Below are 22,577 nucleotides of genomic sequence, written 5' to 3' on the forward strand. Positions count from 1 at the left end.
CGCGTACGGCGGTCAGCGATCGACATTTATTAGGACGTCCTAGTAAATTCGAGGGTATGGACGCTGACGCGATCGAAGAGGGCCGCCGGCGCTGGCAGGCCCGGTACGACGCTTCACGCAGGCGTGAGGCCGACTTCACGACTCTGTCCGGGGATCCGGTGGAGCCGGTGTACGGGCCACGGCCGGGGGACAGGTACGACGGCTTCGAGCGGATCGGGTGGCCCGGGGAGTACCCCTTCACCCGCGGCCTGTACCCGACCGGCTACCGGGGCCGCACGTGGACCATCCGGCAGTTCGCCGGGTTCGGCAACGCCGAGCAGACCAACGAGCGCTACAAGATGATCCTGGCCAACGGCGGTGGCGGGCTGTCCGTGGCCTTCGACATGCCGACCCTCATGGGGCGGGACTCCGACGATCCGCGCTCGCTGGGCGAGGTCGGACACTGCGGTGTCGCCATCGACTCGGCCGCCGACATGGAGGCCCTGTTCCGGGACATCCCGCTGGGTGACGTCACGACCTCGATGACGATCAGCGGTCCGGCCGTCCCGATCTTCTGCATGTACCTCGTCGCCGCCGAACGGCAGGGCGTCGACCCGGGCGTCCTCAACGGCACGCTCCAGACCGACATCTTCAAGGAGTACATCGCCCAGAAGGAGTGGCTCTTCCAGCCCGAGCCGCATCTGCGCCTGATCGGCGACCTGATGGAGTACTGCGTGGCGGGCATCCCCGCCTACAAGCCGCTGTCCGTCTCCGGCTACCACATCCGCGAGGCCGGATCGACGGCCGCGCAGGAGCTGGCGTACACGCTGGCGGACGGCTTCGGATACGTGGAGCTGGGGCTGAGCCGCGGGCTCGACGTCGATGTCTTCGCCCCCGGGCTGTCCTTCTTCTTCGACGCGCACCTCGACTTCTTCGAGGAGATCGCCAAGTTCCGTGCGGCGCGCCGCATCTGGGCGCGGTGGATGCGGGACGTGTACGGGGCGCGGACCGACCGGGCGCAGTGGCTGCGCTTCCACACCCAGACCGCCGGTGTCTCGCTGACCGCGCAGCAGCCGTACAACAACGTCGTGCGTACGGCTGTGGAGGCGCTGGCCGCCGTGCTGGGCGGCACCAACTCGCTGCACACCAACGCCCTCGACGAGACGCTCGCGCTGCCCTCCCAGCAGGCGGCGGAGATCGCGCTGCGCACCCAGCAGGTACTGATGGAGGAGACCGGGGTCGCCAACGTGGCCGATCCGCTGGGCGGTTCGTGGTTCGTCGAGCAGCTGACCGATCGGATCGAGGCGGACGCCGAGAAGATCTTCGAGCAGATCAAGGAGCGCGGGCTGCGGGCCCACCCGGACGGACGGCACCCGATCGGGCCGGTCACCTCCGGGATCCTGCGCGGGATCGAGGACGGCTGGTTCACGGGCGAGATCGCCGAGTCCGCGTTCCAGTACCAACGGGCCCTGGAGAAGGGCGACAAGCGGGTCGTGGGGGTGAACGTCCACCACGGCTCCGTCACCGGCGACCTGGAGATCCTGCGGGTCGGTCACGAGGTGGAGCGGGAGCAGGTGCGCGCCCTCGGGGCCCGTAGGGACGCCCGGGACGAGGCCGGTGTGCGGGCCGCGCTCGACGCGATGCTCGCCGCCGCGCGGGACGGATCCAACATGATCGAGCCGATGCTGGACGCGGTACGGGCGGAGGCGACCCTCGGCGAGGTCTGCGGGGTGTTGCGGGACGAGTGGGGGGTGTACACGGAGCCGGCCGGCTTCTGAGACGCGTACGCGCCCCGTGCGCAGCCCGACCGCCCTGGTCGCCCGCCCCGGTCGTCCGGTCTAGTCCTCCGCCCCCGTCAGCCCCAGCAGCAGCACCCGGGTGAACTCGCGTGCCCACTCGTCGTCCGCCGGTTCCGCGCTGACCAGGGTGCGGTGGACGACCGCGCCGGCGACCATGTCGAAGATCAGGTCGATCTTGCGGGCGGTTTCCTCCGGGCCGGACTCGGGGGGGAGTTCACCGCGCCGCTGGGCTCGTGTGCGGCCCGTCAGGACCAGGCGCTTCTGTCGGTCCACGATCGAGGCGCGGACGCGTTCGCGCAGGGCGTCGTCGCGGGTCGACTCCGCGACCACCGCCATCAGGCCGTTCCTCGCCTCCGGTCGGTCCAGGATCGCCGCGAACTGCAGGACCACGCCCTCGATGTCGGCGGCGAGGCTGCCCCGGTCGGGGAGTTCCAGTTCGTCGAAGAGTTCCGCCACCGCGTCGACGACCAGCTCGTTCTTGCCGGCCCAGCGGCGGTAGAGCGTCGTCTTCGCGACGCCGGCCCGCCTCGCCACGTCACCCAGGGTGAGCTTGGACCAGCCGAGCTCCACCAGGGCCTCCCGGGTGGCCGCGAGGATCGCGGAGTGCGCGGCGGCGCTGCGCGGGCGTCCGGTGGCGCGCGGGGCGGGAGTGCGGCTCTGCATCCCACGACCATAACCGTGGGTTCGTGTGAGGCCGTGAGGGAGATCACCGGGGTGGGGTGTACCGGAGGTGTCCTGTGCCATTACGCTACGACGCGTAGCGAAACCACGGGCGCGAGGTGGGGACCCCGCGTCGAACAGCACGTGGCACGACCGGCTTTCAGAACGCTTTTCGCGCAGGCGGGGGAACGGGGGAGGATAGACGCATGCAGCCACGGAACATGTCCATGAGCGGAGTCGTCGACCTCGCCGCGGTGAAGGCGGCCCAGGAGGCCAAGGCGAAGGCGGAGCAGGCGCGCGCCGAAGCGGCCCGGGAGGGCGGTGGGGCGGGCGCGCTCTCCCCGGCCGATCTCGTCATCGAGGTCGATGAAGCAGGGTTCGAGCGGGATGTCCTGCAACGGTCCGCCGAGGTGCCCGTCGTCATCGACTTCTGGGCCGAGTGGTGTCAGCCCTGCAAGCAGCTGAGCCCTGTCCTGGAGCGACTCGCAGTCGAGTACAACGGGCGTTTTCTGCTTGCCAAGATCGATGTCGACGCCAACCAGATGCTGATGCAGCAGTTCGGGGTCCAGGGGATCCCGGCGGTCTTCGCCGTCGTCGCCGGGCAGGCCCTGCCGCTCTTCCAGGGAGCCGCCGCCGAGGCGCAGATCCGGCAGACCCTGGACCAGTTGGTGGAGGTCGCCGAGCAGCGTTTCGGTCTCACCGGCCTGGTGGTCGACCCGGACGGCGAGCCGGGCGACGCCGAGCAGTCGGCCCCCGAGGTGCCGGCCGGCCCGTACGACTCGCTCCTCGAAGCCGCCGTACGGGCCCTGGACGCCGGGGACTTCGGCGGTGCCGTCCAGGCGTACCGGAACGTACTGAGTGACGACCCGGCCAACACGGAGGCCAAGCTGGGCCTCGCCCAGGCCGAGTTGCTCCAGCGGGTGCAGGGCATGGACCCGCAGCAGGTGCGCAAGGAGGCGGCCGAGAGGCCGGACGACGCGCAGGCGCAGATCGACGCCGCCGACCTCGATCTGGTGGGTGGCCACGTCGAGGACGCCTTCGGGCGGCTCATCGACACCGTGCGCCGCACGGCGGGCGACGACCGTGACGCCGTACGCCGTCGACTGCTGGAGCTGTTCGAGGTGGTCGGTGGCGACGATCCGCGGGTCGCGGGGGCGCGCAGGGCGCTCGCGCGGGCGCTGTTCTGACCGGGATGACGACCGGGTTCTGACCAGTCGTTAAACGTCACGGCTTGTGATGCCCAAGTGAAAGATTGGCCGATGGTTGGCCGATGCGGCCGCGCTTTACCAAAACTTGGTAAACGCGGCCGCTGTTACTTGCAGTAAGCCAACGGCGCAGATCTGTCGGATTCTGTCCAACGATCAATAGCTTTGTCCTGGCCCCTGTTGACACCCAGCGTCGCCGACCGAGACCGGTGGGTCGTTGTTCGGTTATACGGCCGTTACTAGCGAGTAACGAACCCCCTTGTGTCAGCGGCGAGAATGCACCACGATCGGCCACGCTCGGTCCATTCCCGTACCCCGACAGCCGGTTGGGTCCACGGGATTCCCTGGGTCCCCACCGAGCAGAGCCGGCGGCGTGACGTCGGCTCTAGGACAGGGGGGTCTTCGCCCACCCGGCGAAGCCTGTCCAGCAGGGTTGTGCGTGATGCGTGTTCAGGCGCGACCAGTGGTTGTCGCTCGGGGGTGATCGCCGGTGATTCGGGCGCGGTAAGTGCCTCCGAGTGCAGGCGCTCCCCTTCCCGAGGACGTAGCACTTCTCCCATCCCTGCCCGGCTGAGCCATCGAGTCGAAGGGGCAGCCAGGGCCAGGAGATGTACGTCCGAGAAGGAGGAAATATGGAGTCCCAGGTGCGTGGCGGGACGAGATGGAAGCGGTTCGCTGTGGTGATGGTGCCCAGCGTCGCCGCCACGGCGTGTATAGGTCTCGCCCTCGCGAACAACGCCCTCGCGGCGTCGTTCAGCGTGTCGGGGCAGTCGTTCAAGGTCACGGCCGACAAGCTCGTCGGCACGGGCTTCTCGCAGTACGGGGCCGTTGACTCGGGGTACACCCTCAAGGGCCAGAAGGCGGCTCACCCCGTCGCGGTCTCGGCCTTCAAGAAGGCCTCGATCACGAACATGTGCCAGTCCGTGGTCACGCCCGACATCCCCGGGATCGGATCGGTCAGCCTGATCCTGAAGGCTGGCGGCGGTGACACGCCGGTACAGGCCGACAACCTGTACATCGATGTCGAGGACCTCTCCGCCGATGCCACGTTCGAGAACATCGACATCGGTGTGGCGGGCAAGGACCTCGACAAGGGTCCCGGCATCAAGAGCGGTGACGCCGCCAACCCGTTCGGCTTCGCGCAGCAGGCCACCAGGGCCACGCTGACCGACGTGAAGCAGACGGCGTGGGCGACCACCGCCGGTACGTTCAAGCTCAGCGGCCTGAAGATGTCGCTGTCCACGGGCGTCAAGGAGTGCTACTAAGCACTCGCGATGGGCGGGGGAGCCACCGGCACCCCCGCCCGTCCACTCTCCGTCCCGCAGTAACCACTCACCACAGCAACGCCGTTCCAGGGAGCTGTTTTCCATGAGCGCCGAAACTCCTGCCGCGCCCGGCCGCGATGAGCACTACCTCTCGGTCTTCCGGCGGAACTTCCGCGCCTGGCGGGGTACCCGGCCGTTCTGGGCCGGTCTGTTCGTCACGCTCGCCGGCTTCCCCATCCTTTACTTCCCGTACGCGAACCTCCAGTTGGGTCACGTAACGCTGGCCATGGCCACCACCGCGGGTGCCGGCTCCCTGATCATCGGCGTGCTGCTCTTCGTCCTGGGTCTCAGCCTCTGGTTCCAGAAGCACGTACGCACCTTCGCGGGCGTCGCGGCGATCCTGCTGGGCCTGGTGTCCCTCCCGGTGTCCAACTTCGGCGGCTTCGTCATCGGCTTCCTCCTCGCCCTCATCGGCGGAGCGATGGCCGTGTCGTGGGTACCGGGCCAGCCGCCCGTATCGCAGCCGCCTGGGGTCCCCGCGAGTGCGGGCGGTACCCCTGAGGGCGCGGTCCCGGGTGACCTGTTCACCAAGGGCACGGCGGCGACGGACCCCGACACCACGGTCCTCAGGCCGGTGGACGGGACGGACGGGGCGGACCGGCCGAACGATCTGTCAGGAATGATCCCGGTCAACGGGGCGAACGGGAGGCACAGTGCCGGCTGACGAGGTGACCCACGGGATTGACGTGGACGCGTCCCGTGTGAGAACCGGGCCGCGCCACGCGGCACCCAAGAAGCCGCTGTTCACCAGGTTCCACGTGCCGGCCGGCAAGGCGATAGCCCTGGCGGCGATGCCGACGGCGGTCCTCATGGGTATGGGATTCACGCCGACCCTCGCGCTCGCCGACGACCAGCCGGCGTCCAAGAGCCTGACGGCCGACGAGTACAAGGACTGCCTCACGGCGCTGGAGGACGGTGCGTCGCCGTCGGCCAGTCCGTCGCCTTCCACCTCGGCGAGCGGGGACGACAAGGACTCGTCCGACGGCTCCTCCGACTCCTCGGGCAAGGGCGACTCGGCGGAGCCGAACCCGGCCCCGTCCTCGGACGGCACGGGCTCCTCGGGTGACTCCTCCTCGTCGGATTCAGGTTCCGGCGAGAAGGCCGACCCCACACCGTCCCCCTCGGCCTCGTCGAGCGGGGAGAGCGACTCGGCGTCCGAGGCGAGCCCCTCGCCCTCCGAGAGCGGCGGGAACCTGCTGGAGGGCATCGGCGACGCGATCACCGGGATCTTCACCGGCGGTACCAAGGCGACGGACAGCGCGAGCCCGACGCCGTCGGCCACCCCCTCCGCCTCGGCGAGCCCGGACAGCTCCGACGACGGTTCCGACGGCGCGGCGAGCACCGACAAGGGCACGTCCGGCTCCCTCACGGACACCACCAAGAAGCTCACCGACACGGTGGGCGACACCGTGAAGGGCACGACCGACGGCGCCTCCAAGACGGTCGAGGACACCACCGAGGCTGTTGAGAAGGCCGTCAAGGAAGCAGGGGGAGCCGTCGGCAAGGCCGCCTCCCCGAGTCCGTCGGCGAGTTCCACCACGGACCCTGAGGACTGCCCGGCCGCCACGGACGACGAGGGCGGCGTCGACAACAAGATCCTCCTGCCCGACGACCCCTGGTACCTGGAAGCGAGCAAACTGACGCTCAAGGGTGCCGACTATCAGGGCGTCGTCGAGGTGAGGACGGCCAGCGGTGCCACCAAGAAGGTGCTGAAGTACGTCATCTCCAACGGCACCGAGATTGACGACCTGCATCAGATCGTCAAGGACAAGCAGTCAGGCAAGACCTACCACGTGCAGGCGGCCAAGGGCTCGACGTCCACGATCACGGGCGGCAAGACGGTGATGTACACGGAGAGCATCTCCGGGAACCTGCTCGGCCTCCTTCCGCTCACGTTTGACCCGGAGCACCCGCCGCCGTTGAACCTCCCGGAAATCATGTTCACCAACGTGAAGGTCACGCAGGCCGGCCAGTTCGGCGGGACTCTGCACATCCCCGGGCTGCACAACTACATAACCGGCTGAGCACCCCTGTAAGCCCGTTCGGGAGCCGCGCACAGAGCAGAGGGCGCCCCCTTGCAGGGGGTGCCCTCAGTGGCGTACAGGGCCTCTGAGGAGGAACAGGAAGAAGAGATGGTCACTTTCTCCTTCGAGCCTCGCGCCGACGACGTCTTGTGGTCCGCGGACCGGCGACCGGAGCACCCGGACCGGCCGGAGCACCCGGAGCTGACCGGCGCGGACTTCTCCATGAGCTACTTCCAGGCAGATGTGCAACTCGTCGTCCAAGGCGTGGATCTCAGCCTGCGCACACCGGGACTGCCCGTGGTCGACTTCGCGCTGATGCTGGAGTACGCGCGGACAGAGCTGGAGACCCGGAGTGACATCGCGGTGGAGACAAGCGTGACCGGGCACGTGTTCTCCCTCAGCCGTGGAGCGGAGGTCGTCACCCTCACGACGAACTACGCGCCGGGTGTGGTCGAGCTGTCCTGGGCTGAGCTGAGGCAGTTGACCGACCGGGCGAAGGCCGAGGCATTCCGGCTGATCACCACCGCCCATCCGGCGCTGCGCGACACCGCGTGGCTGCGGGAAACGGCGGGAACACCATCGAGGTCGTGATCACCGGCTGAGCTGGTGGGTTCGTTCCCGGGTGTGCTCAGCGTTCGGCGACGAGTTCCTCCGAGACCTCCCACAGCTGTGCGGCGTGCGCCGTGTCGTGCGACTGGCGGGAGCTCGCGCGCCGCCGACGCCCCGAGAAATAGGTCCCGGTGACATCGGCGACGTCGGGCGACGTGGCCAGCCAGGCCAGGTCGCCGCCGGAGCGGGCCACGGTGCGGGTGCCCGGCAGGATCCGGACGAGCAGCGGGGCCGTCGTGTGGTAGATCCGCTGCATCCAGGCCGGCCAGTCCCGGTCGAGTCCGGTCTCCGGCATCAGGCCCGGATCGAAGGCGTTGACGGTGATCCCGCGGCCGGCGAGGCGGGGGGCCAGCTCGTAGGTCAGATAGAGGTTGGCGAGCTTCGAGGTGGCGTAGCGGACGCGGCCCGCCTTGGCGGAGTCTCCCAGCTCGGTCTGTGCCGGGTCGGCCAGGGCCTCGGGGTGCTGCCAGTGCGGCGCGGGGAAGCCCATCGACTTGAGCGGGCCCTGGTGCACCTCGCTGGAGACCAGCACGATCCGGCCCGGCGCCGCGATGTGGTCGGCGAGCAGCTGGATGAGGAGGAAGTGCCCCAAGTGGTTGGTGGCGAAGGTCAGTTCGTGTCCGTCGGCCGACTGCCGCACGCCGTTGACGACCTGGACGCCCGCGTTGCACACCAGTCCGTGCAGCGGCGGCCGGCCGGTGTCCGCCAGCAGCTTCCCGGCCGCCGTACGGACCGAGTCCAGCGAGGCGAGGTCGAGTTCGAGCACCTCCAGGCCGGCCCCCGGAGTGCGGGTCCGGATACGGTCGGCCGTGGCTTCGCCGCGCTCGGCGCTGCGGCAGGCGAGGATCACATGGTGGCCGGCGGCGGCGAGCTCCCCGGCGGTGATCTCCCCCAGGCCCGCGGAGGCGCCAGTGACGATGATGGACGTGGTCACAGTTGAATTCCTCTGGTTGCGATGCGAGTTGGGGGCATTGGGAGGTCCGAGGATCACTGTGTCACGCAGGGCCTGTCGCCACGATGAGGACGAGGGCATGGGCGGCGAGCCGATCAAGTGGTTGTTCGAGGCAGCTGGGGTGATCGTTGGGTGACCGGGTACTTCGACGGCCTCGACCGGCTCGACCTCGACGCCCATCTGCGGCGTTGGTCGGCGCCGGACGCCGACCGGGCCCACGGGGCGGTGAGCCAGTGGATGGCCGCGGCCCAGCAGTTCGCCGCCCGACTTCGGGAAGATCCGACCGGGCTGACCGACGACCGGTGGCGCGCGGTCGGGCAGGCGTGGAGGGCATTGCTGGCGGGCGCCGAGCGGGCGACCGGACCGCAAGGCAACGAGTGGCTGCTGCGGGATCTGAACCTGCGGTCCTGGTTGCTGGAACACGTGGGGCCACGCGCGGGCGTCCCCCTGCTTGATCCGGAAGCCGTGCTGGAAGGCGCGCTGGCCGCCATGCCCCTGTCCGCCGAGGAAGCAGCCCGGTCGGCCCCGCACTGGCGGGAGCTGGACCGCGAGCAGATCATGGCGCTCCGGATGATCCGGCGACTGCTTGCTCCGGTACGGACCTTGGGCCCGCTCCTCGCGGCGTGCCCCCGCTGGGTCGAGTTCCAGGAGTGGGAGCGGCTGGCCGACGATCTGCCGTGAACCTGGTGGATGCGGCACAGGAGGGGTACGGCACGTGGGAGACGACGGGGCGCCCCCTGCGTCACAGGGGGCGCCCTCAGTGCCGTACTCGAGCCCTTAAGGGGTGCTCAGCTGCCGCCACCGAGGTGGTGCACCCGGAGCATGTTGGTCGTGCCCGCCACGCCGGGAGGCGAACCGGCCGTGATGATGCAGATGTCGCCCGGGTTGAAGCGGTTGAGCTTGGCGATCTCCTGGTCGACCAGGTCGACCATCTCGTCGGTGCTGTTCACGAACGGCACGACGTGCGACTCCACGCCCCAGCTGAGCGTCAGCTGGTTGCGGGTGGACTCGTCCGTGGTGAACGCGATGATCGGCTGGACCGCGCGGTAGCGCGAGAGACGGCGGGCGGTGTCGCCGGACTGGGTGAAGGCCACCAGACCCCGGCCGCCGAGGAAGTCGGCGATCTCGCAGGCGGCGCGGGCCACCGAACCGCCCTGCGTGCGCGGCTTCTTGCCCGGGACCAGCGGCTGCAGGCCCTTGGACATCAGCTCCTGCTCGGCCGCGGCGACGATCTTCGACATCGTCTTCACGGTCTCTATCGGGTACGCGCCCACACTCGACTCGGCGGACAGCATGACCGCGTCGGCGCCGTCCAGGATCGCGTTGGCCACGTCGGAGGCCTCGGCGCGGGTCGGACGGGAGTTGGTGATCATCGACTCCATCATCTGGGTCGCCACGATCACCGGCTTGGCGTTGCGCCGGCACAGCTCGATCAGGCGCTTCTGCACCATGGGGACCTTCTCGAGCGGGTACTCGACGGCCAGGTCGCCACGGGCGACCATGACGCCGTCGAACGCCATCACGACGTCCTCCATGTTCTCCACCGCCTGCGGCTTCTCCACCTTGGCGATGACGGGGACCCGGCGGCCCTCCTCGTCCATGATCTTGTGCACGTCCGCGACGTCCGAGGCGTCCCGGACGAAGGACAGGGCGACCAGGTCGCAGCCCATGCGCAGAGCGAAGCGCAGGTCCTCGATGTCCTTCTCGGACAGCGCCGGGACGTTCACGGCCGCGCCGGGCAGGTTGATGCCCTTGTGGTCGGAGACGACACCGCCCTCGATGACGATCGTCCGTACCTTGGGGCCCACGACCTCGGTGACCTTCAGCTCGACGTTGCCGTCGTTGATCAGGATCTGGTCGCCCTTGGTCACGTCGCCGGGCAGGCCCTTGTAGGTCGTCCCGCAGATCTGCTTGTCACCGGGGACGTCCTCGGTCGTGATGACGAACTCGTCACCGCGCTCCAGCTCGACCGGACCCTCGGCGAAGGTCTCCAGCCGGATCTTCGGGCCCTGAAGGTCGGCGAGCACACCGATGGCCCGGCCGGTCTCCTTGGCGGCGGCACGGACGCGGTCGTACCGCCCCTGGTGCTCGGCGTGTGAGCCGTGGCTGAAGTTGAAGCGGGCCACATTCATGCCGGCGTCGATCAGCGACACGAGTTGTTCATGGGAGTCGACCGCGGGGCCGAGAGTACAGACGATTTTCGAACGGCGCATGGGGCGATCCTATCGGTTTGTTTCGCTCCGGAATATTCCGTCTGGTGGAAGAACAGCGGAGAGAACAAATGGGCGGCTCTATGCTCAGGCGTGTTACTGCCGTGTATTGATCAGCCGGTCACGCGGCGGAGCCGCATATCGTTACTGCCCGACCAGTGCGTAGGTCTGTGTGGCGATCTCCAGTTCTTCGTCGGTCGGCACCACCGCGACGGCCACCCGCGCGTGCCCGGGCGAGATCAGCCGCGGCTCGTCGCCGCGTACGGCGTTGAGCGCGCCGTCCACGGCCAGGCCCAGTCCCTCCAGGCCTTCCACCGCAGCTTCCCGCACCTCGCTCGCGTTCTCCCCGACTCCCGCTGTGAAGGCGACCGCATCCACGCGTCCGAGTACGGCGTAATAGGCGCCTATGTACTTCTTCAGCCGGTGAATGTAGATGTCGAAGGCCAGTCGGGCCTGTTCGTCACCCTCGTCGATCCGGCGGCGGATCTCCCGCATGTCGTTGTCCCCGCACAGACCGATCAATCCGCTCTTCTTGTTGAGGAGAGTGTCGATCTCGTCCGTGGACATTCCGCCAACGCGCATCAAATGGAAGATGACGGCCGGGTCCATGTCTCCCGATCGCGTACCCATCACCAGCCCTTCCAAAGGCGTCAGTCCCATGGAGGTTTCCACGCACACCCCGCCCCGGACCGCCGAGGCGGACGCTCCGTTGCCGAGGTGCAGCACGATCACGTTGACGTCCTCGGGCGCCCTGTCCAGCAGCTTCGCCGTCGCCCGGGACACATACGCATGGCTGGTCCCGTGGAAGCCGTAGCGCCGGATCCGGTGCTCGTCGGCGGTCTTCACGTCGATCGCGTACCGGGCGGCCGACTCCGGCATCGTGGTGTGGAAGGCGGTGTCGAAGACGGCGACCTGGGGGAGGTCGGGCCGCAGCGCCCGGGCGGTGCGGATGCCGGTGAGGTTGGCCGGGTTGTGCAGCGGGGCCACCGGGATCAGCCGCTCGATCTCGGCGAGCACGGTGTCGTCGACGACCGTCGGCGCGGTGAAGAGCTTCCCGCCGTGCACGACCCGGTGCCCGATCGCGGCCAGCTCCGGGGAGTCGAGCCCCAGCCCGTCCTTCGCGAGCTCTTCAGCGACCGCCTTCAGGGCCGCGTCGTGGTCGGCGATCGGCGCGGTCCACTCCCGGGACTCCCCGCCGCGGGCGAGGGGCGTGTGCTTGAGCCGGGAGGACTGCTCGCCGATGCGCTCGACGAGTCCCAGGGCCAGCCGGCTGCTGTCCCGCATGTCGAGCAGCTGGTACTTCACCGACGAGGAACCGGAGTTGAGGACGAGGACTCGGGTCGCGCTCACTGGTCGACTGCCTTCTCGATAGGGGACGCGGCGAGTGTCTGGGCCTGGATCGCGGTGATGGCGACCGTCGTGACGATGTCCTGGACGAGAGCGCCCCGGGACAGGTCGTTGACCGGCTTGCGCAGACCCTGCAGCACCGGTCCGACGGCGATCGCGCGGGCCGACCGCTGCACGGCCTTGTAGGTGTTGTTGCCGGTGTTGAGGTCCGGGAAGATCAACACGCTGGCCTGACCGGCGACTTCGGAGCCCGGCAGCTTGGTCGCCGCGACCGACGGCTCCACGGCGGCGTCGTACTGGATCGGCCCCTCGATCCTCAGGTCGGGCCGCCGCGAGCGCACCAGCTCGGTCGCCTCGCGCACCTTGTCGACGTCGGCGCCCGAGCCGGACGTACCCGTCGAGTACGACAGCATCGCGATCCGCGGTGCCACCCCGAACTGCCCGGCGGTGGACGCCGACTGGACCGCGATGTCGGCCAGTTGCTCGGCGTTCGGGTCCGGGTTCACCGCGCAGTCGCCGTAGACGAGGACCTTGTCGGCAAGGCACATGAAGAACACGGAGGAGACGATGTCGGCGTCAGGCTTCGTCTTGATGATCTCGAAGGCCGGCCGGATGGTGGCCGCCGTGGAGTGCACCGAGCCCGAGACCATGCCGTCGGCGAGGCCCTCCTGCACCATCAGCGTGCCGAAGTAGTTCACGTCCGAGACGACGTCGTACGCCAGCTCCACCGTGACGCCCTTGTGGGCACGCAGCGCCGCGTACTTCCCGGCGAAGGAGTCCCGCAGCTCGCTGGTGGCCGGGTCGATCAGCTGGGCGTCGCCCAGGTCGATGCCGAGGTCGGCGGCCTTCTTGCGGATCTGGTCGACCGGGCCGAGGAGGGTCAGGTCGCACACCCCGCGGCGCAGCAGCACCTCGGCCGCGTGCAGGACCCGCGGCTCGGTGCCCTCGGGCAGCACGACGCGACGCCGGTCCGAGCGGGCCTGCTCCAGGAGCTTGTGCTCGAACATCATCGGGGTGAGGCGGTCGCTGCTCGGCGCGGAGACGCGCCGGTTGAGGTCGGCGGTGTCGACGTACCGCTCGAAGAGGCCGAGCGCGGTCTCCGCCTTGCGCGGGGTGGCCGCGTTCAGCTTCCCCTCCAGGGAGAAGAGCTCGGCGGCGGTGGGGAAGCTGGTGCCGGCCACCGAGAGGACCGGGGTGCCGGGGGCGAGGCGGGCGGCGAGGGTGAGGATGTCGTCGCCGGGGACCTCGTTCAGGGTGAGCAGGACGCCGGCTATCGGCGGGGTGCCGGCGCTGTGCGCGGCCAGCGAACCGACGACCAGGTCCGCCCGGTCGCCCGGGGTGACGACCAGGCAGCCAGGGGTGAGGGCGCCGAGGAAGTTCGGCAGCATCGCCCCGCCGAAGACGAAGTCCAGCGCGTCCCGGGCGAGCCCGGAGTCGTCGCCGAGGACGACCCTGGCGCCGAGGGCGTGCGCGATCTGGGCGACGGTCGGCGCGGAGAGGGCGGGTTCGTCGGGCAGGACGTGGCAGGGCACCGGGAGCCGGGAGTCGAGCTGCTCGGCGATCTTGTCCCGGTCCTCCCGGGCGACCCGGTTGGTGACCATGGCGAGGACGTCGCAGCCGAGGCCGTCGTAGGCGCGGTAGGCGTTGTGGGTCTCGGCGAGCACCGACTCGGCGGTCTGGCCCCGGCCGCCGACCACCGGGATCACCGAGGCGCCGAACTCGTTCGCCAGCCGGGCGTTGAGCGACAGCTCGTCCGGGAACTGGGTGTCGGCGTAGTCGGTGCCGAGGACCAGGACGACGTCGTAGTCACGGGCGACCAGGTGGAAGCGGTCGACCAGGGTCGACACCAGCTCGTCGGCGCCGCGCTCGGCCTGGAGGGCGGACGCCTCGTGGTAGTCCATGCCGTAGACCGTGGCCGGGTCCTGGGCCAGCCGGTACCGGGCGCGCAACAGTTCGAAGAGACGGTCGGGGCCGTCGTGGACGAGGGGACGGAACACGCCCACCCGGTCGACCTGCCGGGTCAGGAGTTCCATGACCCCCAGCTCGACGACCTGGCGGCCGTCGCCGCGGTCGATGCCGGTCACGTACACGCTGCGGGTCACGCGCGCTCTCCGTTTCGTCGTCGTCTTGGTCGGCTCGAAGACTCGTGGGCTGGAAGACTCGTGGGCTCGTGGGCTCATAAAAATCGCCCACCGAGGTGAGCAGAACCCTCTTGACAGTACCCCTGGCGATATATACGGCACCCGTCGGCAGAGGCGGCGACGTCGCCCTATAGGGCATGAAACAATCGGAACTGGCTCACCGGTATCAACAGCGAGCAGGAGACACAGCACGATGCGCATCGGAGTGCTCACCGCAGGCGGCGACTGCCCCGGCCTGAACGCCGTGATCCGGTCGGTCGTGCACCGAGCGGTCGACAACTACGGCGACGAGGTCATCGGCTTCGAGGACGGGTACGCCGGCCTGCTCGACGGCCACTACCGCACGCTCGACCTCGACGCCGTCAGCGGCATCCTGGCTCGCGGCGGCACCATCCTCGGCTCGTCCCGCCTTCAGCGCGACCGGCTGCGCGAGGCCTGCGAGAACGCGTACGACATCGCGCGCGACTTCGGCATCGACGCGCTGATCCCGATCGGCGGCGAGGGCACGCTGACGGCCGCGCGGATGCTGTCCGACGCGGGCCTGCCGGTGGTCGGCGTCCCGAAGACCATCGACAACGACATCTCCTCCACCGACCGCACCTTCGGCTTCGACACCGCGGTCGGTGTCGCCACCGAGGCGATGGACCGCCTCAAGACCACCGCCGAGTCCCACCAGCGCGTGATGGTCGTCGAGGTCATGGGCCGGCACGCGGGCTGGATCGCCCTGGAGTCCGGCATGGCGGCCGGCGCCCACGGCATCTGCCTGCCCGAGCGGCCCTTCGACCCGGCGGACCTGGTCAAGATGGTCGAGGAGCGCTTCGCCCGCGGCAAGAAGTTCGCCGTCGTCTGCGTCGCCGAGGGCGCCCACCCCGCCGACGGCACCATGGACTACGGCAAGGGCGCGATCGACCAGTTCGGCCACGAGCGCTTCCAGGGCATCGGTACGGCCCTGGCGTACGAGCTGGAGCGCCGACTCGGCAAGGAGGCCAAGCCGGTCATCCTCGGCCACGTCCAGCGCGGCGGCTCACCGACCGCCTACGACCGCGTCCTCGCCACCCGTTTCGGCTGGCACGCGGTGGAGGCCGCACACCAGGGCGAGTTCGGCAGGATGACCGCCCTGCGCGGCACCGACATCGTGATGGTGCCGCTCGCGGAGGCGGTGACCGAGCTGAAGACGGTCCCGAAGGACCGGATGGACGAGGCGGAGTCCGTCTTCTAGGCCGTTTCGTTTGAGGAAAGACGCCTTGTCGTCGCCGCCGAGGCGGGGCCGGACGACCAGGAGCAGCTTGCCGCGAGCAGTCGGCGGCGTTCCTCCGGCGGGATCCACCTGCCGTCGACGACCACGCCGTGGATGCGGCGGGTGTTGTGGATGTCGCGCAGAGGGGCGGCGTCGAGGACGAGCAGATCGGCAGCCTGTCCGCGGGCCACGGTGCCGACGGCGGGCAGGCCGAGGGTGCGGGCCGCGTCCCGCGTGGCCGCGCGCAGGGCCTCGGCCGGGGTGAGGCCGGCCGCCACGAGCAGTGCCAGCTCGTCGTGGAGGGCGAAGCCCGGGACGAGGTATCCGGTGCCGGTGTCGGTGCCCGCCGCCAGCCGCACACCCGCGCCGTGCAGCTCGCTCACCAGCCGGAGCCGGTGCGCGAAGATCCGGCGGATCTGCCGCTCCTGCTGGGGGGTGCGCCCACCGGTCAGGGCCGCCAGCTGCTCCGGCCAGCTCTCCGTCTGCCAGGCGGGCAGGTACTTCCACTCCTCGGCCCGGGACGGCACGTCCGGCCGGCGGCCGGTTCACGTGCGGGGCAACCCCAGCGCGCTGAGGCCCCCGGTGGTCCCAGCAACACCCCCACACGCACCGTCTGGCCGCACCGTCCTGTGATCACGCCGCCTCGCGCCTCTCGCCAGGGCGGTCAGAGGGCGCGGGGGGGATCAGAAAGACGTACTGTCCGGGTTGGCTGGACTCGGCGGCCGCGTTCGTCGGGAGCCCTGGGATCTCAGGGCTCCCGCGTGAGCGGCTGTGCGTGGCGTCAGCGTGCGAACTTTTCGATGGCCGCTGGGGTGACGGGGGTGAAGAAGTTGACGAGGTTGCCGTCGGGGTCGCGGAACAGCAGCGACCGGTTGCCCCAGGGCATCGTCGTGGGCTTGGTGACGAAGTCGGTGACGAAGCCGGTCAGGTTCTGGTGAACGCGGTCCACGTCGTCGACGAGGAACTCGGTGATCACGCTGTGGTTGTCCGCCGGGCGGGCAGAGCCCGGGGCGAACAGCGGGACGGTGCGGGTGCCGGCGATCGCGAGGGTGGCGCCCGCGGTCTTGAGTTCGGCGAAGTCTTCGGTGGCCCACGTCGCCCGCGCCCCTGTGGCTCGCTCGTAGAACTCGACGAGGCGCGCTACGTCGCTGGTGATGATGCGGATCGAGACGAACTGCATGGGGATCTCCTTGGCTGTGCTGGAGGCGTGCACGTCGCAGGCTAGGAGAAATAGGGGACAGAATCGGTCCTGTATTCGCGTTAGGTTGTGCACATGCCCCGACCCACTGCCCGCGTGCTGACACTCCTGGAGCTGCTGCAGTCGGGCGGCACCCGGACGGTGGCCGAACTGGCCGACCGGCTGGGCGTCGAAGGGCGCACCGTGCGGCGTTATGTGGACCAGCTGATCGAACTGGATGTGCCCGTGGAATCGGTGCGCGGCCGCTACGGCGGGTACCGGCTCGCTCCCGGGTACCGCTTGCCTCCGCTCATGCTCAGCGACGACGAGGCGCTGGCCGTGTTGCTCGGCCTGGTCGCCGGCCGCCGGGCAGGGCTGACGACGACGCAGCACACGGCAAACGAGACGGCATCGGCGAAGATCCGGCGGGTGCTGCCCAAGCACATCGCCCGCCGCCTCGACACACTCCTGGAATCCCTCGCCTTCACGGAACAGCCCGCAGAGTTCGACACCCCGGACGCCGGGGTCCTGCTCACCATCGCCGATGCGGTGCGCCACCGCCGACCCGTCTCGATCCGCTACACCGACCGCGACGGACGGCGCAGCGAACGCATGCTGCACGCGTACGGGATCGTCGCCCATGCGGGCCGGTGGTACGTCACGGGCAAGGACGCCCGGATCGGCGAGGACCGAACCTTCCGGCTCGATCGCATCGCGGACGCGCGGACCCTGCCCGGCTCATTCGAAGCGCCCGTGGGTCCCGGTCCGGCACAGCGCGTGTTGTCAGCGTTCGCCTCGGCCGAGTACAGGCATGAGGTGACCTTGCGGATCCACGGGACAGTTGAGCAGATCCGCGCCCACCTTCCCGCCGGCGTCGCGAGCCTGGAGGAGCACGAGCCCGCGGCAGGCGAGGACCGGGCGACCGAGCGCTGGCTGCGCGTCGAACTGCGGGCGGAGCGGCTCGACTGGTTGCCTCCAGTACTCGCCTCACTCGACCGGCCGTTCGTCATCGAGCGCCCCGATGAACTGCGCGAACTCGTCACCGCGCTGACCGATCGCCTTGCGTCCTACGCTCGCCAAGCCTGACCGCGAGGAACCAATGTCGTGAGATGGCACACCTGGGCCCGCCTTCCGAGCCGTTCTTGCGGGCCCGTTCTTCCGGACCCGCCTTCCCGGCCGGCTTTCCGGACCCGCCCTTGCGGACCGGCCCTCCGGAGCCGCTAGCCGGTGTTGTCCTGGACCGTGGTCCAGAAGTGGTCGACCACCCGGTCCAGGAAGTCCTGCCCGGTGTCACCGGCGTCGCGGCCGCGGCCCCAGCCGAGCGTGGAGACCGTCTGCCCCTGGTACTGCCGGTGCAGCTTCCTGAGGCTGTCCTCCAGGAGCCGCCGGCCCAGCGGCACGATCTTCGCGACCGGACGGACGTACGCCTGCCACCGGGTCGTCATGGCGTCGCGCAGCAGCCCGGCCAGCTTCGGCTCGCGGCCCGTGACGGTCACGAAGTCGGGCAGCGAGAGGTCCAGCAGGTCGGCCAGCGCGGACGACTGCCGGCCGGTGCCGCGCCACTCGTCGTGCTCCTCCATGCCGAGATACGCGAGGAGTTCGAGCCCGACGGCACGCGCCACGTCCTCGGGCGCGAACCCGCGGGAGAGCCGGTGCTCGCGCAGGGTGCGTGGTCTGCCGACGAGTTCACCGGGGGAGCACCACAACACCCCTGAGAGTCCGATGAGTTCGGGGTGGGAGGGAGAGGCGATCCCGCGCTCCCAGGCGATCACGAGGCCGGGGGTCACATAGGGGAGCCCGTACGAGACACGCATGCCGTAGGCGACATGTTCGGGCCCCATTCCGAGAGCGGTCCGGAGTCTGCGGGCAGCGGGAGCGTCGAACAGGGGAGGCGGCGGTGGGCTGGGCGGATTCGGCTGTGGGGGTCGGCGCACGGGCCACAAGCTAGGGGCGCGGACGAGCGGTGACTACGGTCAGTTCGGCCAGGATCACAGATTGTAGGAACATACGGTTTCGGCCGTGGGTTCGAGGTGGCCGAAGATCGTCTGTCGCCGGGCCCGTGGCTGGTAGGGAGGGCCGCGGAGGGCACCCGGACGGGCGCCCGGAAGGAGCGTGGCTTTCGTGCACGAGGCAAATGGCAAGGTAGAGGGGCATATTCGCGAGCGTCTGGAGGCGCCCAACTTCTGGCACCTCGCGACAGTCGGCGCCGACGGAGCACCGCAGGTCTCGCCCATGTGGGCGGACATCGAAGGTGAGTACGTCATGGTCAACACGGCGATCGGCCGTGTGAAGGAGGAGAACCTGCGGCGCAATCCGAACGTTTCCCTCTCCCACCACGACCCCGACAACCCCTACGACCGCGTGGAGATCCGGGGCCGGGTCGTCCGTTTCGTCGAGGGCGAGGAGGCGGAACGCTCCATGGACCGCCTCACCCAGAAGTACATCGGCGAGGAGCGGTACCCGTGGCTGCTCCCGGGGGAGCGGCGGGTGATGCTGCTGATCGAGCCGGAGCGGGTGCGCCGGGTGGTGGGGGTGGAGCCGTTCCGGCCCGGAGTGCTGCCGGAGGCGTGACGTGCCGGCTGAGGGGTGACGTGCCGCCGGAGGCGTGACGTGCGGGCAGGGCTCAATCCCTGCCGCGCTGCCGCCTGCCGTGCTGCCCCGGCCGCTCTGCCCCCGGCCGTGCTCACCCCTTGACCGCGCCGCCCAGCGCGAAGCCTCCTCCCAGTCGGCGGGCGATCAGGACGTAGAGAAGGATCACCGGCGTCGAGTAGACGACGGAGAACGCCGCGAGTTGGCCGTACGCCACCATTCCGCGGTTTCCGAAGAACTCGTTGATGCTCACGGAGGCCGGCATCTGATCCGGAGTCAGCAGCAGCATGAACGGGACGAAGAAGTTCCCCCACATCATGACGAAGGAGAACACCGTCACGACGGATACTCCCGGCCCCATGAGCGGGAGCACGATCCGGACGAGCGACTGGAGCGAGGACGCGCCGTCCGTCCAGGCCGCTTCCTCCAGCTCCTTCGGCACGCCGTCCATGAAGTTCTTCATCAGCCAGATGGCGAACGGGAGTTGGGAGGCGGCGAAGAAGAAGATCGTGCCCTGCATGGTGTCGATCAGGTCCACCTGGACGAACAGCGCGTACACCGGAACCATGATCGCCGTGATCGGCAGGCTGGTCGCGAAGAGGATGGTGAGCAGGAACGGGCGGTTCAGGCGGGACCTGAAGCGGGACAGGGGGTACGCCGCGAGCGCCGCGCACACCACCGTCAGCCCGGTCGCGCCCCCGCACAGGATCAGGCTGTTCAGCAGCGGGGTGAAGGTGATGTCGGACGTCAGGATCGCGTCGAAGTTGCCCAGGGTGAGGCCGTCGGGCGCCTTCACCCCGAGGCCGGCGTGCGGGTCCAGGGACGACAGGACCACCCAGGCCAGCGGCAGCGCGAAGGCGGCGGCGAAGGCGAGCAGTCCCGCGTCGGCGGCCAGCCGGCGGCTGCGGCGGCGGGAGGAGAGCGTGAGTGCCATGGGTCGTCAGACCTCCGTCCGCAGCAGGCGCAGGTAGATGAGGGAGAACAGGGAGCCGACCAGCAGCAGAAGGAGGGCCACGGCCGTGCCGTAGCCGATCATGCTGTTCTGGAAGGCCTGTTCGTACATGAAGAGGGGGAGCGTCTGGCTCTTGTCGCCCGGGCCGCCCCTGGTCATCACCCAGATGAGCCCGAAGACGGACAGGGTCTGGAGGGTGTTCAGCATCAGGTTCGTCCCGATGGAACGGCGGATCATCGGCAGCGTGATGTGCCACATACGGCGCCAGCCGCCGGCCCCGTCGACCTCTGCCGCCTCGGTGACCTCCTGGGGGATCTCGTTCAGGGCCGCCGAGTAGACCAGCATCGAGAAGGCCGTCCCCCGCCACACGTTCGCGAAGGACACCGCGAGGATCGGAAGCGTGAACAGCCAGTTCTGGGACGGAAGATGGAGCCAGTCCAGGATGGCGTTGAGGGTGCCCTCGCGGCGGAAGAAGGCGTAGAGCAGGAAACCGGCGACCACCTCCGGCAACACCCACGCCGTGATCACGATCCCGCCGGTCAGCGTGCGGACCGGTTTCGAGGCGCGCCGCATGAGGGAGGCGAGCGCCAGCCCGAGCGTGTTCTGCCCGATCAGGGACGACACGACCGTGAACACCAGCGTCAGCCATACGGCGTTGAGGAACTCCTCGTCCTGGAACGCCGTACGGAAGTTCTCCAGGCCGACGAACGACGACTCGGCCTGGCCGGTGAGCTGGAGGTCGGTGAAGGCGATCCAGACGCAGTAGACGATCGGGCCCGCGAGGAAGAGGAGCAGCAGGACCAGGGCGGGGGAGACGGGGAGGGCACGGACGAGGGAGCGGCGCAGGGGGACGCCCGGGGCATCGGGCGGTGAAGGGGGCGGGCCCGAGGGCGACTTCGCCGCCCCCGGGCCCGTCGCCTGAGGTGCGGCGGTGGTCACTTCTCGACCACCTGGTTGTCCGTTGCCTCCTTGAGCGCGTCGTCGTAGCCCCGCGCTGCCTGGTCTACGGGCTGGTCACCTGTCGTCACGCCCTCCATCGCCTCCTGGATGGCGGTGGAGACCTTCGGGTACGCCGGGTAGGCGGGCCGGTAGTGGGTGCTGGCGACCAGGTCGGTGAAGAACTTGATGCCGGGCTGGGCCTGCGCGTACGCGGGATCGGTGGCGACGTCCTTCCGGACGGCGATCCCCGAGTTGGCGACGTACCACTTCTGGGCGTTGGCCTTCGTCTGCATGGTCTTGATGAAGTCGAAGGCGAGGTCGGGGTTGGCGGACTTGTCCGGGACGGACCAGGTCCAGCCGCCGGACATGCTCACCTTGCCGGGGGCCTGGCCGTGCTGGGTGGGCATGGCGGCGAGACCGAGTTCCTTCGACCACTCGGGCCACTCGTGTCCACTGCCCTTCAGCCAGTCCTGCGGGAGCCATGAGCCGTCGAGGGCGATACCGAGCTTGCCCTTGGGGAGCCACTCGCCGCGGACCCTCGTCATGACGTTGGGGTCGAGGGCGTCCTCGATGTCCGGACCGAGCTTCTCCTTGTAGACGGTCTCGACGAAGGAGAGGGAGTCCTTGAAGCCCTCGCCTCCGGCGACCCACTTCTTCGACGCCCGGTCGTAGAGGGGATCCTGGCTGCCGGCGTCGTCGGTGCCGTAGAGCAGCATCTCGAAGGTCTGCATGGTGGCGGCCTCGCCGACCGGCTTGCCCGTGTAGACGTTCAGGGGGATGACGTCGGGGACCTTCCGCTTGATCGTGCGGGCGGCGGTGAGGACGTCGTCCCAGGTCTTCGGCTGCCAGCCTGCGGGCAGGCCGGCCTTCTGGAAGATGTCCTTGCTGAACCAGAGGCCGCGGGTGTCCGTGCCGTCCGGGACGCCGTACGTCTTGCCGTCCTCGGCCTTGGCGGCGGTCTTCGCGGTGTCCATGAACTGGTTCCAGTCCGGCCACTTGGCGAGGTAGGGGTCGAGCGGCTTCAAGTACCCGCTGGTGATGTCCGAGTTGATGAGGAACGTGTCCTCGTAGACCAGGTCCGGGGCGGTCTTGGGGGAGCGGAGCATCTGCTGGAGCTTGGTGTAGTACTCCGAGTCCGGGGCCTTGATGGGGACGAGTTCGACCTTCTTGCCGGGGTTCTCCTTCTCGAACTGCTTCTTGACGCCGGCGAGGTAGTCGTCCATGACATGGATCGAGTTGTCCGTGGACTGCTTGAAGGAGACCTTCACGGTGTCAGGGTCGCTGCCGGAGCCGTTGCCGCAGGCGGTGGCGGCGGTGGCAACGAGGGCGATCAGTAAGGCAGTTGGACGGGCGGCGGTGGGGCGCACGGGCATGACCTCCTGCGGGCACGTCGCTGTGGCCGGGATGGCTGCCGTGTGAACGTAAGAGGAGT

The 22,577-nt window shown here is 69.4% G+C and carries 21 protein-coding genes; 10 read left to right on the forward strand and 11 right to left on the reverse strand.

The features are described from left to right. Nucleotides 1-56 precede the first annotated feature (56 nt). Nucleotides 57-1,757 (forward strand): methylmalonyl-CoA mutase, encoded by a 1,701-nt coding sequence (locus OHA64_RS32740; RefSeq protein ID WP_405619260.1) that lies wholly within the window; start codon nt 57-59, stop codon nt 1,755-1,757. Nucleotides 1,758-1,817: 60 nt separating this feature from the next. On the opposite strand, the gene OHA64_RS32745 is transcribed toward OHA64_RS32740, so the two are convergent. Then, complete coding sequence (locus OHA64_RS32745; RefSeq protein ID WP_405619262.1) at nt 1,818-2,441, reverse strand: TetR/AcrR family transcriptional regulator; 624 nt, start codon at nt 2,439-2,441, stop codon at nt 1,818-1,820. A gap of 203 nt (nt 2,442-2,644) precedes the next feature. Between OHA64_RS32745 and OHA64_RS32750 the strand changes: the two genes are divergently transcribed. The 5 genes from OHA64_RS32750 (at nt 2,645) to OHA64_RS32770 (ending at nt 7,583) form a co-directional block, all read left to right on the forward strand. Next, nucleotides 2,645-3,625: a tetratricopeptide repeat protein gene (locus OHA64_RS32750; protein ID WP_405619264.1), complete on the forward strand. Its 981-nt coding sequence runs from the start codon at nt 2,645-2,647 to the stop codon at nt 3,623-3,625. A 650-nt stretch (nt 3,626-4,275) separates the two neighbouring features. Continuing rightward, on the forward strand, nt 4,276-4,908 hold the full coding sequence (locus OHA64_RS32755; RefSeq protein WP_405619266.1) for a DUF6230 family protein: 633 nt from the start codon (nt 4,276-4,278) through the stop codon (nt 4,906-4,908). A 103-nt stretch (nt 4,909-5,011) separates the two neighbouring features. Continuing rightward, entirely contained in the window at nt 5,012-5,632 is a 621-nt protein-coding gene (locus OHA64_RS32760) for a DUF6114 domain-containing protein (protein WP_405619268.1), read from the forward strand. After that, on the forward strand, nt 5,622-6,992 hold the full coding sequence (locus tag OHA64_RS32765; protein WP_405619270.1) for a hypothetical protein: 1,371 nt from the start codon (nt 5,622-5,624) through the stop codon (nt 6,990-6,992). Before OHA64_RS32760 ends, OHA64_RS32765 begins: the two co-directional genes overlap by 11 nt. A gap of 108 nt (nt 6,993-7,100) precedes the next feature. Then, nucleotides 7,101-7,583: a hypothetical protein gene (locus OHA64_RS32770; RefSeq protein ID WP_405619272.1), complete on the forward strand. Its 483-nt coding sequence runs from the start codon at nt 7,101-7,103 to the stop codon at nt 7,581-7,583. Nucleotides 7,584-7,620: 37 nt separating this feature from the next. On the opposite strand, the gene OHA64_RS32775 is transcribed toward OHA64_RS32770, so the two are convergent. Continuing rightward, entirely contained in the window at nt 7,621-8,535 is a 915-nt protein-coding gene (locus OHA64_RS32775) for an SDR family NAD(P)-dependent oxidoreductase (protein ID WP_405619274.1), read from the reverse strand. A 150-nt stretch (nt 8,536-8,685) separates the two neighbouring features. Between OHA64_RS32775 and OHA64_RS32780 the strand changes: the two genes are divergently transcribed. Next, nucleotides 8,686-9,234, forward strand: a complete 549-nt coding sequence (locus tag OHA64_RS32780; RefSeq protein WP_405619276.1) for a hypothetical protein — start codon at nt 8,686-8,688, stop codon at nt 9,232-9,234. A gap of 107 nt (nt 9,235-9,341) precedes the next feature. Here OHA64_RS32780 and pyk read toward each other — a convergent pair whose 3' ends face one another. The 3 genes from pyk to pta all read right to left on the reverse strand — a co-directional run bounded on the left by pyk (nt 9,342) and on the right by pta (nt 14,212). Next, complete coding sequence (gene pyk / locus OHA64_RS32785; RefSeq protein WP_405619278.1) at nt 9,342-10,766, reverse strand: pyruvate kinase; 1,425 nt, start codon at nt 10,764-10,766, stop codon at nt 9,342-9,344. A 141-nt stretch (nt 10,767-10,907) separates the two neighbouring features. Next, a complete protein-coding gene (locus OHA64_RS32790) occupies nt 10,908-12,113 on the reverse strand; it encodes an acetate kinase (RefSeq protein WP_405619280.1) in 1,206 nt (401 codons plus the stop codon). Continuing rightward, nucleotides 12,110-14,212, reverse strand: coding sequence for a phosphate acetyltransferase (pta, locus tag OHA64_RS32795; protein ID WP_405619282.1), 2,103 nt, complete (start codon nt 14,210-14,212; stop codon nt 12,110-12,112). Before pta ends, OHA64_RS32790 begins: the two co-directional genes overlap by 4 nt. A 232-nt stretch (nt 14,213-14,444) precedes the next feature. Here pta and OHA64_RS32800 point away from each other — a divergent pair, with 232 nt between their 5' ends. Continuing rightward, nucleotides 14,445-15,470 (forward strand): ATP-dependent 6-phosphofructokinase, encoded by a 1,026-nt coding sequence (locus OHA64_RS32800; protein ID WP_405619284.1) that lies wholly within the window; start codon nt 14,445-14,447, stop codon nt 15,468-15,470. On the opposite strand, the gene OHA64_RS32805 is transcribed toward OHA64_RS32800, so the two are convergent. Together OHA64_RS32805 and OHA64_RS32810 are read right to left on the reverse strand one after the other, a co-directional pair. Continuing rightward, nucleotides 15,467-16,015 (reverse strand): amidohydrolase family protein, encoded by a 549-nt coding sequence (locus OHA64_RS32805; protein ID WP_405619286.1) that lies wholly within the window; start codon nt 16,013-16,015, stop codon nt 15,467-15,469. The two genes, OHA64_RS32800 and OHA64_RS32805, sit on opposite strands and share 4 nt — an antisense overlap. A gap of 254 nt (nt 16,016-16,269) precedes the next feature. Beyond that, a complete protein-coding gene (locus OHA64_RS32810; protein ID WP_405619288.1) occupies nt 16,270-16,668 on the reverse strand; it encodes a VOC family protein in 399 nt (132 codons plus the stop codon). Between the two features lie 93 nt (nt 16,669-16,761). On the opposite strand from OHA64_RS32810, the gene OHA64_RS32815 reads away from it, so the two are divergent. Then, nucleotides 16,762-17,751: a helix-turn-helix transcriptional regulator gene (locus tag OHA64_RS32815; protein WP_405619290.1), complete on the forward strand. Its 990-nt coding sequence runs from the start codon at nt 16,762-16,764 to the stop codon at nt 17,749-17,751. 134 nt (nt 17,752-17,885) lie between these two features. Here OHA64_RS32815 and OHA64_RS32820 read toward each other — a convergent pair whose 3' ends face one another. Further along, entirely contained in the window at nt 17,886-18,599 is a 714-nt protein-coding gene (locus OHA64_RS32820; RefSeq protein WP_405619292.1) for a helix-turn-helix domain-containing protein, read from the reverse strand. Nucleotides 18,600-18,777: 178 nt separating this feature from the next. Between OHA64_RS32820 and OHA64_RS32825 the strand changes: the two genes are divergently transcribed. Further along, nucleotides 18,778-19,236, forward strand: a complete 459-nt coding sequence (locus OHA64_RS32825) for a PPOX class F420-dependent oxidoreductase (protein ID WP_405619294.1) — start codon at nt 18,778-18,780, stop codon at nt 19,234-19,236. Between the two features lie 112 nt (nt 19,237-19,348). Here OHA64_RS32825 and OHA64_RS32830 read toward each other — a convergent pair whose 3' ends face one another. Genes OHA64_RS32830 through OHA64_RS32840 form a run of 3 tightly spaced genes read right to left on the reverse strand, consistent with a single transcriptional unit; the run spans nt 19,349 to nt 22,518 of the window. Next, nucleotides 19,349-20,188, reverse strand: a complete 840-nt coding sequence (locus OHA64_RS32830) for a carbohydrate ABC transporter permease (RefSeq protein ID WP_405619296.1) — start codon at nt 20,186-20,188, stop codon at nt 19,349-19,351. Nucleotides 20,189-20,194: 6 nt separating this feature from the next. Then, complete coding sequence (locus OHA64_RS32835) at nt 20,195-21,145, reverse strand: carbohydrate ABC transporter permease (RefSeq protein ID WP_405619298.1); 951 nt, start codon at nt 21,143-21,145, stop codon at nt 20,195-20,197. Then, on the reverse strand, nt 21,142-22,518 hold the full coding sequence (locus OHA64_RS32840; RefSeq protein ID WP_405619300.1) for an extracellular solute-binding protein: 1,377 nt from the start codon (nt 22,516-22,518) through the stop codon (nt 21,142-21,144). Before OHA64_RS32840 ends, OHA64_RS32835 begins: the two co-directional genes overlap by 4 nt. Nucleotides 22,519-22,577 lie beyond the last annotated feature (59 nt).

The sequence above is a fragment of the Streptomyces sp. NBC_00076 genome (assembly GCF_045041235.1).
In the GTDB taxonomy this organism is placed as follows: Bacteria; Actinomycetota; Actinomycetes; order Streptomycetales; family Streptomycetaceae; genus Streptomyces.